General features: G+C 49.9%; 16 protein-coding genes. 12 read left to right on the top strand and 4 right to left on the bottom strand.

Annotation, left to right across the window (positions count from 1 at the left end; translation table 11 throughout):
* Positions 1-49: 49 nt before the first annotated feature.
* The 9 genes from BEN74_RS03675 to BEN74_RS03635 all read left to right on the top strand — a co-directional run bounded on the left by BEN74_RS03675 (position 50) and on the right by BEN74_RS03635 (position 6,878).
* Positions 50-646: a 6-pyruvoyl trahydropterin synthase family protein gene (locus BEN74_RS03675; RefSeq protein WP_068912349.1), complete on the top strand. Its 597-nt coding sequence runs from the start codon at positions 50-52 to the stop codon at positions 644-646.
* 45 nt (positions 647-691) lie between these two features.
* A complete protein-coding gene (gene ung, locus BEN74_RS03670; RefSeq protein ID WP_068912351.1) occupies positions 692-1,405 on the top strand; it encodes a uracil-DNA glycosylase in 714 nt (237 codons plus the stop codon).
* Complete coding sequence (locus BEN74_RS03665) at positions 1,402-2,526, top strand: enoyl-CoA hydratase/isomerase family protein (RefSeq protein WP_068912353.1); 1,125 nt, start codon at positions 1,402-1,404, stop codon at positions 2,524-2,526. Before ung ends, BEN74_RS03665 begins: the two co-directional genes overlap by 4 nt.
* Before the next feature lie 3 nt (positions 2,527-2,529).
* Positions 2,530-3,042: a tRNA adenosine(34) deaminase TadA gene (tadA, locus tag BEN74_RS03660; RefSeq protein ID WP_068912355.1), complete on the top strand. Its 513-nt coding sequence runs from the start codon at positions 2,530-2,532 to the stop codon at positions 3,040-3,042.
* A 63-nt stretch (positions 3,043-3,105) separates the two neighbouring features.
* Positions 3,106-3,537: an SRPBCC family protein gene (locus BEN74_RS03655; RefSeq protein WP_068912357.1), complete on the top strand. Its 432-nt coding sequence runs from the start codon at positions 3,106-3,108 to the stop codon at positions 3,535-3,537.
* A gap of 17 nt (positions 3,538-3,554) precedes the next feature.
* The gene (gene cmk / locus BEN74_RS03650; protein ID WP_068912359.1) at positions 3,555-4,238 is read left to right on the top strand and encodes a (d)CMP kinase; all 684 of its coding nucleotides are present in this window, start codon (positions 3,555-3,557) and stop codon (positions 4,236-4,238) included.
* 108 nt (positions 4,239-4,346) lie between these two features.
* Positions 4,347-6,023 carry a 30S ribosomal protein S1 gene (gene rpsA, locus BEN74_RS03645; RefSeq protein ID WP_068912361.1) on the top strand — a complete coding sequence of 559 codons (1,677 nt, stop codon included), beginning with the start codon at positions 4,347-4,349 and terminating at the stop codon, positions 6,021-6,023.
* 162 nt (positions 6,024-6,185) lie between these two features.
* A complete protein-coding gene (locus tag BEN74_RS03640) occupies positions 6,186-6,488 on the top strand; it encodes an integration host factor subunit beta (protein ID WP_068912364.1) in 303 nt (100 codons plus the stop codon).
* A 24-nt stretch (positions 6,489-6,512) separates the two neighbouring features.
* Positions 6,513-6,878, top strand: a complete 366-nt coding sequence (locus BEN74_RS03635) for a lipopolysaccharide assembly protein LapA domain-containing protein (RefSeq protein ID WP_068912366.1) — start codon at positions 6,513-6,515, stop codon at positions 6,876-6,878.
* A gap of 73 nt (positions 6,879-6,951) precedes the next feature.
* On the opposite strand, the gene BEN74_RS03630 is transcribed toward BEN74_RS03635, so the two are convergent.
* Together BEN74_RS03630 and BEN74_RS03625 are read right to left on the bottom strand one after the other, a co-directional pair.
* A complete protein-coding gene (locus BEN74_RS03630; protein ID WP_068912368.1) occupies positions 6,952-7,275 on the bottom strand; it encodes an AzlD domain-containing protein in 324 nt (107 codons plus the stop codon).
* Position 7,276: 1 nt separating this feature from the next.
* The gene (locus BEN74_RS03625; RefSeq protein ID WP_068912371.1) at positions 7,277-7,939 is read right to left on the bottom strand and encodes an AzlC family ABC transporter permease; all 663 of its coding nucleotides are present in this window, start codon (positions 7,937-7,939) and stop codon (positions 7,277-7,279) included.
* Positions 7,940-8,053: 114 nt separating this feature from the next.
* Here BEN74_RS03625 and BEN74_RS03620 point away from each other — a divergent pair, with 114 nt between their 5' ends.
* On the top strand, positions 8,054-8,602 hold the full coding sequence (locus BEN74_RS03620; protein WP_068912373.1) for a helix-turn-helix domain-containing protein: 549 nt from the start codon (positions 8,054-8,056) through the stop codon (positions 8,600-8,602).
* Between the two features lie 100 nt (positions 8,603-8,702).
* Positions 8,703-9,398, top strand: coding sequence for an orotidine-5'-phosphate decarboxylase (gene pyrF / locus BEN74_RS03615; protein ID WP_171404879.1), 696 nt, complete (start codon positions 8,703-8,705; stop codon positions 9,396-9,398).
* 102 nt (positions 9,399-9,500) lie between these two features.
* On the opposite strand, the gene BEN74_RS03610 is transcribed toward pyrF, so the two are convergent.
* Both BEN74_RS03610 and BEN74_RS03605 read right to left on the bottom strand, forming a co-directional pair.
* Entirely contained in the window at positions 9,501-10,409 is a 909-nt protein-coding gene (locus BEN74_RS03610; protein WP_068912375.1) for a lysine exporter LysO family protein, read from the bottom strand.
* 50 nt (positions 10,410-10,459) lie between these two features.
* Positions 10,460-11,968, bottom strand: a complete 1,509-nt coding sequence (locus tag BEN74_RS03605; RefSeq protein ID WP_068912377.1) for a flavin-containing monooxygenase — start codon at positions 11,966-11,968, stop codon at positions 10,460-10,462.
* A 157-nt stretch (positions 11,969-12,125) separates the two neighbouring features.
* On the opposite strand from BEN74_RS03605, the gene BEN74_RS03600 reads away from it, so the two are divergent.
* The gene (locus tag BEN74_RS03600; protein WP_068912380.1) at positions 12,126-13,133 is read left to right on the top strand and encodes a helix-turn-helix domain-containing protein; all 1,008 of its coding nucleotides are present in this window, start codon (positions 12,126-12,128) and stop codon (positions 13,131-13,133) included.
* Positions 13,134-13,189 lie beyond the last annotated feature (56 nt).

The following is a 13,189-nucleotide window of genomic DNA, read 5'->3' as shown; positions in this document are numbered from 1 at the left end:
TTGCTTTATAATCCCGATAAATTCGCAGATTTTGATTGAATTAAGGCATATGTTAATTCGTAAGTTATTTAAGTTTGAAAATGCTCATATTGTGCGGAACTGCACTTCGGACCGCTGCAAGCGTTCGATTCATGGGCACAGCTATAAAGTTGAGTTACTGCTTAAAGCTTCGAAATTAGATCACGGTCAAATGGTATATGATTTCGGGCTGCTGAAAGGTGTGATTAAGGAGCTGTTCGACAGTTTTGACCATGCCATCTGTTTCTGGCAGCAGGACGATGCTGAATACATGCAGGCCTGCAAAAACTTCAGCGCCCGCTGGGTTTCCCTGCCGGTATCGCCGTCCGCGGAGCAGTTTTCACGGATTTTCTTCTATCTGGCGCAGCAGGTGCTGGCATCGACCGAAACGCAGAATGGCGAAGGCGATGTTGAAGTGCATTCGGTGATTGTGCATGAAACCGACACCGGCTATGCGCAAAGCTTTGCTGAAGATATTGAAAATGCGCAGATGGGCATTCTGCATCTGGATCAGATCGTATTTTCAGAGCAGGTTAAGTCGGAGTGGGCTGACCCTGAGATGTATGAAAAATTAAAGCAGGGACTAAGATTTCAAAACCCGAGTGTGGATCTGCAGGTTAAACTTTAATGCAGCTTTGCCGCTGTAAGCTAAAAAAGGAATTAGGAAACAAGTATGTCTTTAACTGAACAGCAGCAGGCGCAGCTGGAAAAGGTGCAGCTTGATGCGAGTTGGAAATATGGCCTGAGCGATTTTCTGCTTAGCCCTAAAATGGATGCATTAAAAGACTTCCTTGTTCAGGAAAAACACGCCAATAAAGTGATTTATCCGCCGAATCCATTAATTTTTAATGCGCTGAACACCACGCCTATCGCCAATGTAAAGGTGGTGATTTTAGGCCAGGACCCGTATCACGGGCCAAATCAGGCGCATGGATTAAGCTTTTCAGTGCAGAAAGGGGTTGCATTGCCTCCTTCTTTGCGTAATATTTTTCATGAGCTGCACAGTGACCTTGGCATTGAAATTCCAAAGCATGGCGATTTGTCACATTGGGCAGCGCAGGGCGTGCTGCTGTTGAACAGCGTGCTGACTGTAGAAGCCGGGCAGCCGACTTCTCACCAAAAGCGCGGCTGGGAAGATTTCACCGACCGCGTGATTGATGTGCTGAACGAACAGCGCGAGCATATTGTCTTTATACTTTGGGGAGCATATGCGCAGCGTAAAGGGCAGCGGATTGACCAAACCCGGCACCTGGTGCTGAAAGCAGCGCATCCATCTCCATTGGCTGCAAACCGGGGCGGTTTCTTCGGCTGCAAAGTATTTTCAAAATCCAATAATTATCTTAAACAACATGGCATTGAGCCTGTAGATTGGCAGCTGGACGCATGACATATTCTCCCATTTCTAAAAACTATCATCCGGATTTGATTGTAGAAGAAGCGAAAAACGGCTGGCGCATTGTTCGCCTGAACCGTCCTAAATCTTTGCACGCGCTGGATGAATCCATTGTTTCGGCACTGCTGGAAGTCTTTCAGGACTTCCATTCCGATGCCGGCGTCAAGGCCATTTGGCTGGATTCAACCACGCCGAAAGCATTCTGCGCCGGCGGCGATGTGCGCAAGCTGCGCCAGCTGGTAATTAATGACGAAACTGCAGCGGCAAACCGGTTCTTTGAGCAGGAATACGCCTTAGACCTGCTGCTGCACAACTATGCCAAGCCGGTGCTGGTTTGGGGCGAAGGCTATGTGATGGGCGGCGGCTTGGGCCTGTTCATGGCTGCGCCATTCCGCCTGGTGACGCCGTATTCCCGCCTGGCCATGCCTGAAATCAATATCGGCCTGTATCCGGACGTTGGCGCAACGCGCTTCCTGGCGGACCGTGGCGCGATTGGCCTGTTTACCGGCCTGACCGGGTCGATCATGACGGCAGCCGGCGCTTACGGCATCGGCTGGGCCACGCATATCTGCGATGCGCAGCGCGATACGGTGCTGAGCAAAGTGGTGAATATTGACTGGGATCATTACCCGGCCGGCGATTTCCGCGCCATTGATGATACGCTGAACAGCATGCACCGCCCGGTGGGGCCGGGCCCGCTGCAGAACTCACTGGACGTGATTCAAAGCGTCTGCCGCGGCGTGAACTTTGAGCATGACTATGCCTCGATTATTGGCCTGAGCGATGCGCGCAGCGACTGGCTGCGCCAAGCCAGCGAAAATTTGCAGAAAGGCTCGCCGGTGACTGCGGCATTGACCTGGCTGCTGTGGCAGTGGGGCAAGCAGGTGCATTCCTGGAATGAAATCTTTGAGCTGGAAACGCAAATCTCAGACTGGAAGATCCGCCATCCGGACTTTGTTGAAGGCGTGCGCGCGCGCCTGGTGGATAAAGACTTGTCGCCGGAGTGGAAAACCGGCGCGGATGCTTCATTGAAAGGCATTTTGGGCAGCAATCCGCCGGTAACCAGCATTGAAAGCTGGAACAGCCTGCTGAAGCAATACGGTGTGATTGGCTGATACATGAGTCAGGAACAGCCGTACAGTGATGAATACTGGATGCAGCAGGCCTATGCGCAGGCTGCATCGGCAGCGCTGAAAGGAGAAATTCCTGTTGGCGCTGTAATTGTCAGTCAAAATCAGATTATCGGTTCAGGCTTTAATGCCCCGATTACGCTGAATGATCCAACCGCGCATGCTGAAATTCAGGCCATCCGCCAAGCTTGCGAATCCTTGCAAAATTATCGCCTGCCGGATGATGCAACGCTGTATGTCACTTTGGAGCCGTGCACCATGTGCGTCGGGGCGCTGGTGCATGCGCGCATTAAGCGGGTGGTGTTCGGCACTGCAGAGCCTAAGGCTGGTTCATTGGTCAGCGCGCGCCAGCTTTTGGAAACAGGATATTACAATCATCTTTTTGAATTTGAGGCGGGCTGCCTGCAGGAGCAGTGCGCGCAGCAGCTCAGCGCATTCTTCAAGATGCGCCGTGAACAGAAGCGTCAGCAAAAAATACAAGAAAAGTCCTTAAATGATTAAAACCAGCCGCCTGAGATCGGGTAAACTTTGGCAAAAATCACGCTGCACTCTTAAGGATAAAAAATGAACGAGATTACTGTTAAAAAAGAATTTAATGCGCCTGTAGAGCAGGTTTTTGAACTGCTGTCCAAGCATTCGACCTATAACGTGGCATTTGCGCCAATTCAGGTTGTGCGGGTGAAAGACTCTGCCGACCCTGAGCGTCCGGACGGCTTGGGTTCCGTGCGCCGCTTGGGCTTAGGCCCAATCAAGCCTTTGCAGGAACAGATTACCCTGCTGGAGCCGAATCAGCGCATCGAATATAAAATTATTAAAAATCCATTGGTGAAGCATCATCTCGGCATTATTGAGTTTCAGCCGATCGATGCAGGAAAAACCCTTGTCACATATACCATTGAACTGCAGGCGCGCGCGCCGTTTGTCAGCAAATTCATTCTTGCCCAGCTGAAATCAGCGATTAAGCTGGGTTTTTCAAAACTCGCAAAAACTGTATAGGTAATGACGGAAGAGCAATGACGGTAAATATTATTACGATTGATGGCCCAAGCGGTTCAGGCAAAGGCACATTGGCGGCCAAGCTGGCGGCGCATTATCAATTTAACCTGTTGGATTCTGGCGCGCTGTACCGTTTGCTGGGCTTGTCATTGCATAAGCGGGATTTGCTGGAAAAGCTGGATGCTGAACTGGAAAAATGCGCCGAAATTGCAGCAAATTTAGACATAAAATTTGTGACCGCTGAGGCGGGCACGAAGATTTTGCTGGATGGCGAAGATGTAACCCAAACCATCCGCACCGAACGGGTTGGCGAGCTGGCTTCAAAAGTGGCTGCAATTCCAGCGCTTAGAGCTGCATTGCTGGAGCGCCAGCGCGCTTTTGCGCAAGCGCCGGGCCTGGTGGCAGATGGCCGTGATATGGCCACTGCAATTTTTCCGGAGGCCCAGGCGAAGATTTATTTGACCGCTTCGGCTGAATCGCGGGCAGCGCGCCGCGTAAATCAGTTGCAGGGCATGGGCATGGATGCTAAAATAAACGACATTTTAGCTAATATCCAAGCCCGCGATAAGCGTGATATGGGGCGCACAGCCGCTCCGCTCAAGCCGGCCGCAGACGCCTACATCATTGACAGCTCAGCTCTGGGCATTGATGAAGTATTCAATCTGATGACCGCATATATCGACCGGAAATTAGCGAACTAAAGAATTTTTCAGCAAAAGCATAGCTTGATCAGTTTTATACGGACTATGTAGACGCTTAATTAAACCGGCCTTGTCTGATCCAAGACCGCTGACTTTATCGGAAATATCATGACCGAATCTTTTGCAGCCCTCTTTGAAGAAAGCGAATTAAACCTCAACGTTGAAAAGGGTGCAGTCATCCAAGGCGTTGTAGTAAGCATCGACTCTGACTGGGTAACAGTTGACACTGGCCTTAAATCTGAAGGCATTGTTGACCGCGCTGAATTCTTAAATGAACAACGCGAACTTGAAGTTCAAGTTGGCGACACTGTTGATGTTGTTGTTGAAGCTCTCGACAACGGTATGGGCCAAACTGTTTTATCACGTGAAAAAGCGAAGCGTGCTGAAACTTGGACTAAACTTGAAAAAATCTTTGAAGACGGCGAAATCGTTACTGGTGTTATCTCTGGTAAAGTTAAAGGCGGTTTCACTGTTGACATCGGTCCAGTACGCGCGTTCCTGCCAGGTTCTTTGGTAGACACTCGCCCTATCCGTGACACGACTCACCTTGAAGGCAAAGAGCTGGAATTCAAAGTAATCAAGCTTGACGCTAAACGCAACAACGTTGTTGTTTCACGCCGCGCTGTTATGGAAGCTGAATCTTCAGCTGACCGTGAAGCTCTTCTTGCTCAGCTTGAAGAAGGTCAAACAGTTACTGGTACAATCAAGAACCTTACAGATTACGGCGCATTCGTTGATCTGGGCGGTATTGACGGTCTTCTTCACATCACTGACATGGCTTGGAAACGCATCAAGCACCCTTCAGAAGTTGTTGAAGTGGGTCAAGAAGTTACTGTTAAAGTACTTAAGTTTGACAAAGAGCGTAACCGCGTATCTTTAGGCCTTAAGCAATTAGGCGAAGATCCATGGTTAGCGATCATGAACCGTTACCCTAAAGGTTCTATCGTTAAAGCACGCGTTACTAACCTGACTGACTACGGCTGCTTCGCTGAAATCGCTGAAGGCGTTGAAGGCTTAGTGCACGTTTCAGAAATGGACCACACGAACAAAAACATCCACCCGTCTAAAGTTGTTCAGATCGGTGACGAAGTTGACGTTATGGTTCTTGAAGTTGACGAAGAACGCCGCCGTATTTCTTTGGGTATCAAACAAACTCGCGCTAACCCGTGGGAAGAGTTTGCTAAAGACCACGACAAAGGCGAAAAAGTTTCTGGTACGATCAAATCTATCACTGACTTCGGTATCTTCATCGGCTTGCCAGGCGGCATCGACGGCCTAGTTCACTTGTCTGACATTTCTTGGAACGAGCAAGGCGAAGACGCTATCCGCCGTTACAAGAAGGGTGACACAGTTGAAGCGGTTATCCTTTCAGTTGACGCTGAAGGCAACCGTATCAGCCTTGGCATCAAGCAATTGAACAGCGATCCGTTCAATGACTTCTTAGCTGCTAACGAACGCGGTGCGCTGGTTAAAGGCACTGTAACTGCAGTTGACGCTAAAGGCGCGACTGTTAAGCTGGCTGACGAAGTTGAAGCTTCTCTGAAAGCATCTGAAATCAACCGCGACCGCGTTGAAGATGCAACTAAATTCTTAGAAGTTGGCCAAGAAGTTGAAGCGAAAATCATCAACGTTGACCGCAAATCACGCTCTATCAACTTGTCTATCAAAGCGAAAGACGAAGCTGAAGAGAAAGAAGCTGTAGCTAACTTACGTCAAGCTGCTACTTCTCAAGACAATGGTCCTAAGACTATTGGTGACTTGATCAAAGCTCAAATGAACCACTAAGTAAGTATTTGATTTGTATTGTTAATGTAAATTAAACAATACTTTTTGAACAATTACTGTAAACGGTAGCGCAGTAAGCCATTATTGCGCTACCGTTTTGTATTTAAACAGGTTATTATTAGGAATCGATTCCAAGTAGCTTGATAATTAAAGAGGTCGCAGATGACTACTGAAGCACTTAATAAGTCAGACTTAATAGAGCGTATTTCTCTTAAAAACCCGCATTTAGCAGAACCGCTGGTTGAAGAAGCTGTTAAGATTATGATTGATCAGATGATTGAAGCGCTCTCATCAGACAATCGTATAGAGATTCGTGGTTTTGGCAGTTTTGCCTTGCATCACCGTGAACCGCGCGTTGGCCGTAACCCGAAAACCGGCAAATCGGTTGAAGTTGCTGCAAAAGCAGTGCCTCACTTTAAGCCTGGCAAAGCGCTGCGTGATGCAGTAAACGAATCTTCAGAATAATTTAAGATTCATTCAGAGGTGTTTATGCGCTACGTTTTAGTCGTATTGCTTATTGTTTTGTTTGGCTATTCGCTGTTCCTGGTTTTGCAGAATGGAACAGAACTGTCGGTAGATTTGCTGTTTACTCAAGTGCCTGCAATGCGCTTAGGCCTGCTGCTGCTGCTGACTTTAGCTTTAGGTATTGTGCTGGGGCTGCTGCTTGCAGTTCAGGTATTCCGCGTATTTCAAAACAATTGGGAAATCAAAAGGCTGCGTAAAGACATTGAACACCTGCGCAAAGAGCAGATTCATGCGGCGCAACTGGCCGCTGCTGAGGCCGCTGCGCATACAAGGCATGAAAAAACTGTCTTGGATATCCACCCGGAAGATAAGAATTCACACCCTCTGTAATCGCTGTGCTGTTTCTAAAGCTCTTTACTGTTTTGGCAGTAAAGAGCTTTTTTTTCAGCGTATTGATTGCGCGCTAGCTGAAACCGCAGAAACGGCTTAGCGCGGTGATGCCTGCAGCGGCAGCCATAATGCTCAATAAGGAATAGTTTTTCCAAATCAAGTATAGGGCCGCCCCGACGCCCAATAAACGGCTTAAGCCAGCCCATTCGGAACCGCTGAATAAAGTGTCCAGCACCGCAATGGTAAACAGCAAAGTTGTGGCGGCATCGCTCAGGCGCTGCTCCTGCTGCCGGCTGAGGATGAAATGCTGGGTCAGCGTCAAGCCGGCAAAGCGGATGGCATAGGTGCCGGCGGCTAAAATACAAATCCCGATAAAAATCAAAAGCTGCTGATTCATTTTATTTCCTGCCGATATACAGGCCGAGCAATGAAGCCAATACAGGCAGCCCTGCAGGCAGAAGCGGAAATGCCGCTATGCTGATCAGCGCGCCCGAGATTGCGGATTTGCGGGTTTCCATCCTTTTCAAGGCTTTGAAAGTGAGCGCAAACAGTACCGCCGGAAAAATTGCATCAATGCCCAGCGCCTTTGCATAAGGCAGGCTGCTGCCTAGAAAATAGCCGAGTATCACCCCGGCCGGCCAGGCAAATAAAATGCCGATGCCGCAGAGCCAGTAGGCCGCCCTTTTCAGTTCTATGGATTGCTGGCTTAGGCCAAAGAGGACGCTTTCATCATTCATAATGTGGCAGGCGATGAATTTGAGCCGGTTTGACGCAATGAATCCTGAAATGGCGCAGCCGAAGGCCAAATGCCGGAGGTTGATTACAAGCCCGGCAAGCGCTGCTGTTACCGGGCTGCTGCCGGCAGCAATCATGCCTATAAATGTGAATTCCGCTGCGCCGGCAAGCACGGTGGCTGCCAGCAGAACAGGAATCCATAAGGGCAGTTCATAGGCCGCGGCCAATGAGCCTAATGAAACGCCGATTACAGCGGTGGCAAGGCAGAGCATTAAAATGGACTTTATTAATGCTTTGGGAAGTGTTTTAATTTTTTCACTGTTCATTTATGGCGCCGGTATTTTGCAGATAGGGTGTTTTTTAAATTGAACGAACGTTTTTTATGGTAATAGTATTTGTATTGTTCGTCAAATCGAACAGTTGTGCATTTTGAGATATTGATGAGTTTACCTATTGAAATAATTGCAAGCAATTTGCAGAAAGAAAGGCATAAATCGGGTTTATCTCTGGGGGAGCTGTCGCGTCGGGCAGGCATTGCGAAGTCAACACTTTCGCAGCTGGAGTCCGGGCAGGGAAATCCGAGTCTGGAAACCTTGTGGTCTTTATGCGTTGCGCTGGATATCCCGTTTGCAAAACTGATGGAAACGCAAATACAGGCTGCGCAGGTGATCCGCTACGGGGAAGGGCCTGCAGTCGCCTCAGACATTGCCCATTATCAGGCGGTGCTGCTGGCGGCGTGTCCGCCCAACGCAAGGCGGGATGTGTATATTTTAACGGTCAACCCCGGGGAGCCGCGCTGCAGCCAGCCGCATCCCATCGGCAGTGCGGAGCATATTATCATCATGCAAGGGCAGGCCAAGGTCGGTTTGGCCAGCCAGCCGGCATTGCTGAATGCTGGGGACTATATTTTTTATCCTGCAGATCAGGCGCATATTTTTGAGGCGCTGGAGCCTGATACCCGCGCCATCTTAATTTCTGAACAGCGCTAGCGCATATTGATGCATCAAATCATCAGGTTTTTTTCATGAGCGGCGCTTTGCTGCTTTGTTCATCTGGTTAATCACTTTATAATTGGTCCACTTTTATGGGATGGAACTGAGATTCGTGAGTATTATTGTTGCCTTGGATGCCAAAAGCCAATATGACGCCTTAACAATAGCAGATCAGCTTGATCCATCATTATGCCGAGTAAAAGTGGGCAAAGAGCTGTTTACCCATGAAGGCCCAAGCGTGGTGAAAGCCTTGCATGGCCGGGGCTTTGAAGTTTTTCTGGATTTAAAATTCCATGATATTCCGAACACGACGGCGCAGGCGGTGTGCGCAGCTGCGGACTTGGGCGTGTGGATGGTGAATGTGCATGCCTCAGGCGGCCGTAAGATGATGGAAACCTGCGTGGAGCGCTTGAAGGCTGGAAACTATGCAACTCAGCTGATCGCGGTAACGGTTTTGACCTCAATGGGCCGTGAAGACTTGCGTGATATCGGCCTGGATATTGAGCCGTTTGAACAGGTGCAGCGCCTTGCGAAACTGACTAAAGACAGCGGCTTGGATGGCGTGGTGTGTTCTGCGCAGGAAGCGAAAATGCTGCGTGACGCTTTGGGTCAGGACTTTGCCTTGGTGACTCCGGGCATCCGCCCTGCGGGTTCAAGCGCAGATGATCAAAAGCGCATTGTCACGCCGAAACAGGCCATGCTGGACGGTTCTACGCATTTGGTGATTGGCCGCCCAATTACGCAGTCGGAAAATATGCGCCAAACATTGAAAGATATTTTAGCATCGCTGTAATTTCACCCTCTCTTTAACGCTCTTCCAGAGGGAGAGAGGATCTTTATGGCGGAATGAATTCTGTTCAGCCCTCTTCTTGAAAGGGGGCTGAAGTGGTGGCGGTTAAAGCGCCGCCAGCACACTCACCGCAATCGGCGCCAGCACAGATAAAACAAAACCGCTGACCATGGCATGCGGGATGAAATCATTGCCGCAAGCCTGCTTGACCATCGGCAAGGTCACATCCATGGCGGTTGCGCCTGCAGAAGAAATCGCCGAGCGAGGATAGCGCCAGCCAATTAAATACATAAATAAAATCGCAAAAATTTCTCTAAATAAATCATTAATTAAGGCGATGCTGCCGAGATGCGCATTTTTCAGCTCAGTGACCACAATGCCGGTCATGGAATAAAAGCCATAGCCTTGGGACAGCATGATTAAATCTTTCAGGCTGATCTCGCTCAGGAAGAAAGACACCGCCGCCGCGCCTAAGGTTGAGCCGATAATGCAGGCCAGTGGGATCAGCAGAATCTTCCAGTTCAGCCATGAGCGGTCCAGCGGAGAATAGGCTAAATCTAAGCCGATCAAATACATAAAGGCTAAAAGCAGGTGCCATGTGCTGACATGGAAGCTGATGGAGAAATATGCGGAGAGTTCCGCAATGCCGTAGCCCAGCGCCAGCGCAAAAAAAGCGTAGCTGATGTTCAGCAGGGAGCCGGCCAGCAAATCTGCCGATACTTTGCCCTGCATCGGCTGATAGCCAATCGCCTTGAATAGGGCATAGCAGCAGAGAAAAGCGCCTGCTGAAGTTGCCAATGCAATGCTGAGCGCGCTGAGCAAAATCTGCGCAGGGCTGCTGATGCTGTGCAGTGTCTGCGAAAACTCGATGGCAATCGCAATCAGCAGCACATAGGTGAAATAGGGCAGGATTTTAAAGCAGAATTGTTCAATTTTTTGTGGCAGCCTGCGGGCCAGGGCGAAGCCGAGAAAAAGGCAAAACAGAAGTTGGAAAATCAGCCAAAGCGATTGCATAACATATATAGGCAGGTGAAGGACACCTGCCTATTATGACCTGTTCAGATTTAAGCTGCACGGCCTGCTTTGGATTTAGACAAAAGAACATAGTCCGCAGGGTTCAGTTTTCTGGTTTTCAGCCAGTATTTCCAGGTATAGATTGGCCAAAGCGCAAAATTTCTGCCGCCATCCTGCTGATACCAGCTCACGCAGCCGGATTGCCAGACTGTTCCGCTGAGCATCTGCTGAATCTGCCGATTAAAGCGCTCTTGCACCTGATCTTTCACCATAATAGCTTGAGTCTGGGTTCTTTCGGCAAGCTGCATCATTTGCAGAATGTATTCCACTTGCGCTTCAATCATGAAAATCACGGAGTTATGCGCCAGCACGGTGTTCGGGCCCAGCAGCTGGAACAGGTTGGGAAAGCCTTTTGTGCTGATGCCATAGTAGCTTTCCGCGCCGTCCTTCCATGCATCCTTTAATTCAATACCATGCAGCCCCGTGCAGTGAAAGGGCTTTAAATAAATGCGCGGGTCGGTAATGAAGCCTGTGCCGTAAATCAGGCAGTCGATTTTCCGCTCTTTACCGTCTTGGGTTAAAATGCTGTGTTCAGTCAGGGCCTGAATGCCTTCCGTCACCAGTTCCACATTGCTGCGGTTGAATGCAGGAAAGTATTTGCTGGAAACTAAAATCCGCTTGCAGCCCATAAGGTAATCTGGCGTGAGTTTTTGGGCTAAAGCTGGATCTTTCACCTGAAAGCGGATATAGGCTTCCGCCAGTTTCTGCGCGTATTTCATGATTATTGGTTGCATAATCGGCACAGCGCGGGATTCATTCGACCAGTACAGGCGCGCGCGGTGCAGCTTTCTGAGGCAGTCAAACTTTGCAAATAGGCGCTTTTCAATGCTGCTGTACAGGCGCTCATCGCGCGGAATCACCCAAGCGGCGGTGCGCTGGAATACATACAGCTGCCTGGCCTGCGGGGCAATTTCAGGAATGTACTGAATGGCGCTGGCGCCGGTGCCAATCGAGGCGACGGCTTTGCCATGCAAGTCGTATTGATGATCCCATTGCGAAGAATGGAAAACTTTGCCTTTGAATTTTTCGATGCCAGCAATCTGCGGAATCTGCGGCACATGCAGCGGGCCGGATGCAAAAATGACATATTGCGCCATTAAGGTGCTTTGATCGCTTAATGTGAGCTGCCATTGGCATTCATCTTCCAAATAAGCCGCCGAAAGCGCCTCGCACTGCAGCCGCGCATACCGGGCTAAGTCAAAGTCAGCAATTAAGCCCTGAATGTAATCGAAAATTTCAGGCGCTTCGGCATAGCGCCTTGACCAGCCGGCTTTCGGGGCAAAAGACAGCGAATACATATGCGACTGCACATCGCAAGCCGCGCCGGGGTAGCGGTTTTCCCGCCATGTGCCGCCAAAGCTGGCGGCTTTTTCTAAAATGATGAAATCCTGAATATTGTTCTGCAGCAGGCGGATCGCCATGGCGATGCCGCCAAAGCCGCCGCCGATGATTGCAATCCGGTTTTTTTGCATGGAGGGGTGCTGCTGTGCGCTGTGCATGATTTTAAGCTCTTATTGTCCTTATGCTGCCTAGCATAAAGCAGCCGGCCGCTGCAGCGCCATGATCCGCCTGACAGGAAAATTGATCTAAACGGCAATTTGCAAGCCCGGCTTTTTATAGTACAAAAGGTAAAAATATTCATGGGTTTGTGCGGCTATGAAGCGATCTATTCTAAGCTTGATGTATCTGGTGCAGGGCATGCGCAAGGCAGGGATAGATGTCGATTCAAAACTGCAGGGCATTGGGCTGCGCATAGATGCGCTGGACGCGGCTTCGGTGATTCATCCCAGTTTAGAATGGGATGTGCTGAAAGTCATTGGTGAAGGCGTGGCGCCGGAACAGGGCCTGTTTATTGGACAGCACTATGCGCTGGCGGGCTATGGCCCCTTGCTGATGCTGCTGGTCACCAGTCCGGACATCCGCACCGTGCTGGATCAGGGCATCCGCTTTCAGCAGCTGACGCATTTAACCGGGCGCTTGGCGCTGGATTTTTCTGAACGCCGCGCCACGCTGCGCTACAAGCCTCAAGATATACATACTGCATTGGGCCTGCTGCTGGCGCAGGCTGAAATATCCGGCACTTACAAGTTTATCCGCGATTTGTACAAAATGATGGGCTTGGCTGCGCCGCAAGTGCAGATTGCACTGCCGTTCCTGCAGCCGGCAGATCCGGCGCAGCTGGCGGTTTATCACGGCTATTACGGCGTGCAGGTCAAATTTGGCGCGCAGTTTGCATCATTTGGGCTGGATCAGGCAGTATTGGATGTGAAAATCCCTTCGGCAGATCCGGTGACCTTCAAGCTGTATGAATCTAAATGCATTGCCGAGCTGGAGCGCCTGAAGGCAGATGAAGATGCGCCTTCGCTGGTGCAGCGGGTTCAGGATTATCTGGAGCTGCAGAGCGGGGCGATGCCCAGCATGGCGGAAACTGCGCAGGCGCTGAATATGCCGGAGCGCACTTTGCGCCATCAGCTGCAGCAGCTGGACACCAGCTACAAGCAGATCCGGGAAGAGATTATTAAGGACAAGGCATTGCGCCTGATTGAATATAAGGAGTATTCAATTGAGATGATTGCGGAACTTCTAGGCTACTCAGAGCCTGCGGCGTTTAACCATGCGTTCAAGCGCTGGTTTGGCCAAAGCCCGCGCCAATATACAAAATAGCCTAAGCATATTAATGCCAAAGTGTTATATATTACGGTTCAATCTTCGCTATACTT

The sequence above is a fragment of the Acinetobacter sp. WCHAc010034 genome, assembly GCF_001696615.3.
Classification (GTDB): Bacteria; Pseudomonadota; Gammaproteobacteria; order Pseudomonadales; family Moraxellaceae; genus Acinetobacter.
Note: the sequence above shows the minus strand (reverse complement) of the source record. Positions and strands in the feature narration are given on the sequence as shown.

Bases quoted from the DNA above. Each gene is read 5' to 3' on its own strand.
- BEN74_RS03675 (WP_068912349.1), top strand. From the start codon at position 50: ATGTTAATTCGTAAGTTATTTAAGTTTGAAAATGCTCATATTGTGCGG.
- ung (WP_068912351.1), top strand. From the start codon at position 692: ATGTCTTTAACTGAACAGCAGCAGGCGCAGCTGGAAAAGGTGCAGCTT.
- BEN74_RS03665 (WP_068912353.1), top strand. From the start codon at position 1,402: ATGACATATTCTCCCATTTCTAAAAACTATCATCCGGATTTGATTGTA.
- tadA (WP_068912355.1), top strand. From the start codon at position 2,530: ATGAGTCAGGAACAGCCGTACAGTGATGAATACTGGATGCAGCAGGCC.
- BEN74_RS03655 (WP_068912357.1), top strand. From the start codon at position 3,106: ATGAACGAGATTACTGTTAAAAAAGAATTTAATGCGCCTGTAGAGCAG.
- cmk (WP_068912359.1), top strand. From the start codon at position 3,555: ATGACGGTAAATATTATTACGATTGATGGCCCAAGCGGTTCAGGCAAA.
- rpsA (WP_068912361.1), top strand. From the start codon at position 4,347: ATGACCGAATCTTTTGCAGCCCTCTTTGAAGAAAGCGAATTAAACCTC.
- BEN74_RS03640 (WP_068912364.1), top strand. From the start codon at position 6,186: ATGACTACTGAAGCACTTAATAAGTCAGACTTAATAGAGCGTATTTCT.
- BEN74_RS03635 (WP_068912366.1), top strand. From the start codon at position 6,513: ATGCGCTACGTTTTAGTCGTATTGCTTATTGTTTTGTTTGGCTATTCG.
- BEN74_RS03630 (WP_068912368.1), bottom strand. From the start codon at position 7,275: ATGAATCAGCAGCTTTTGATTTTTATCGGGATTTGTATTTTAGCCGCC.
- BEN74_RS03625 (WP_068912371.1), bottom strand. From the start codon at position 7,939: ATGAACAGTGAAAAAATTAAAACACTTCCCAAAGCATTAATAAAGTCC.
- BEN74_RS03620 (WP_068912373.1), top strand. From the start codon at position 8,054: ATGAGTTTACCTATTGAAATAATTGCAAGCAATTTGCAGAAAGAAAGG.
- pyrF (WP_171404879.1), top strand. From the start codon at position 8,703: ATGGAACTGAGATTCGTGAGTATTATTGTTGCCTTGGATGCCAAAAGC.
- BEN74_RS03610 (WP_068912375.1), bottom strand. From the start codon at position 10,409: ATGCAATCGCTTTGGCTGATTTTCCAACTTCTGTTTTGCCTTTTTCTC.
- BEN74_RS03605 (WP_068912377.1), bottom strand. From the start codon at position 11,968: ATGCACAGCGCACAGCAGCACCCCTCCATGCAAAAAAACCGGATTGCA.
- BEN74_RS03600 (WP_068912380.1), top strand. From the start codon at position 12,126: ATGAAGCGATCTATTCTAAGCTTGATGTATCTGGTGCAGGGCATGCGC.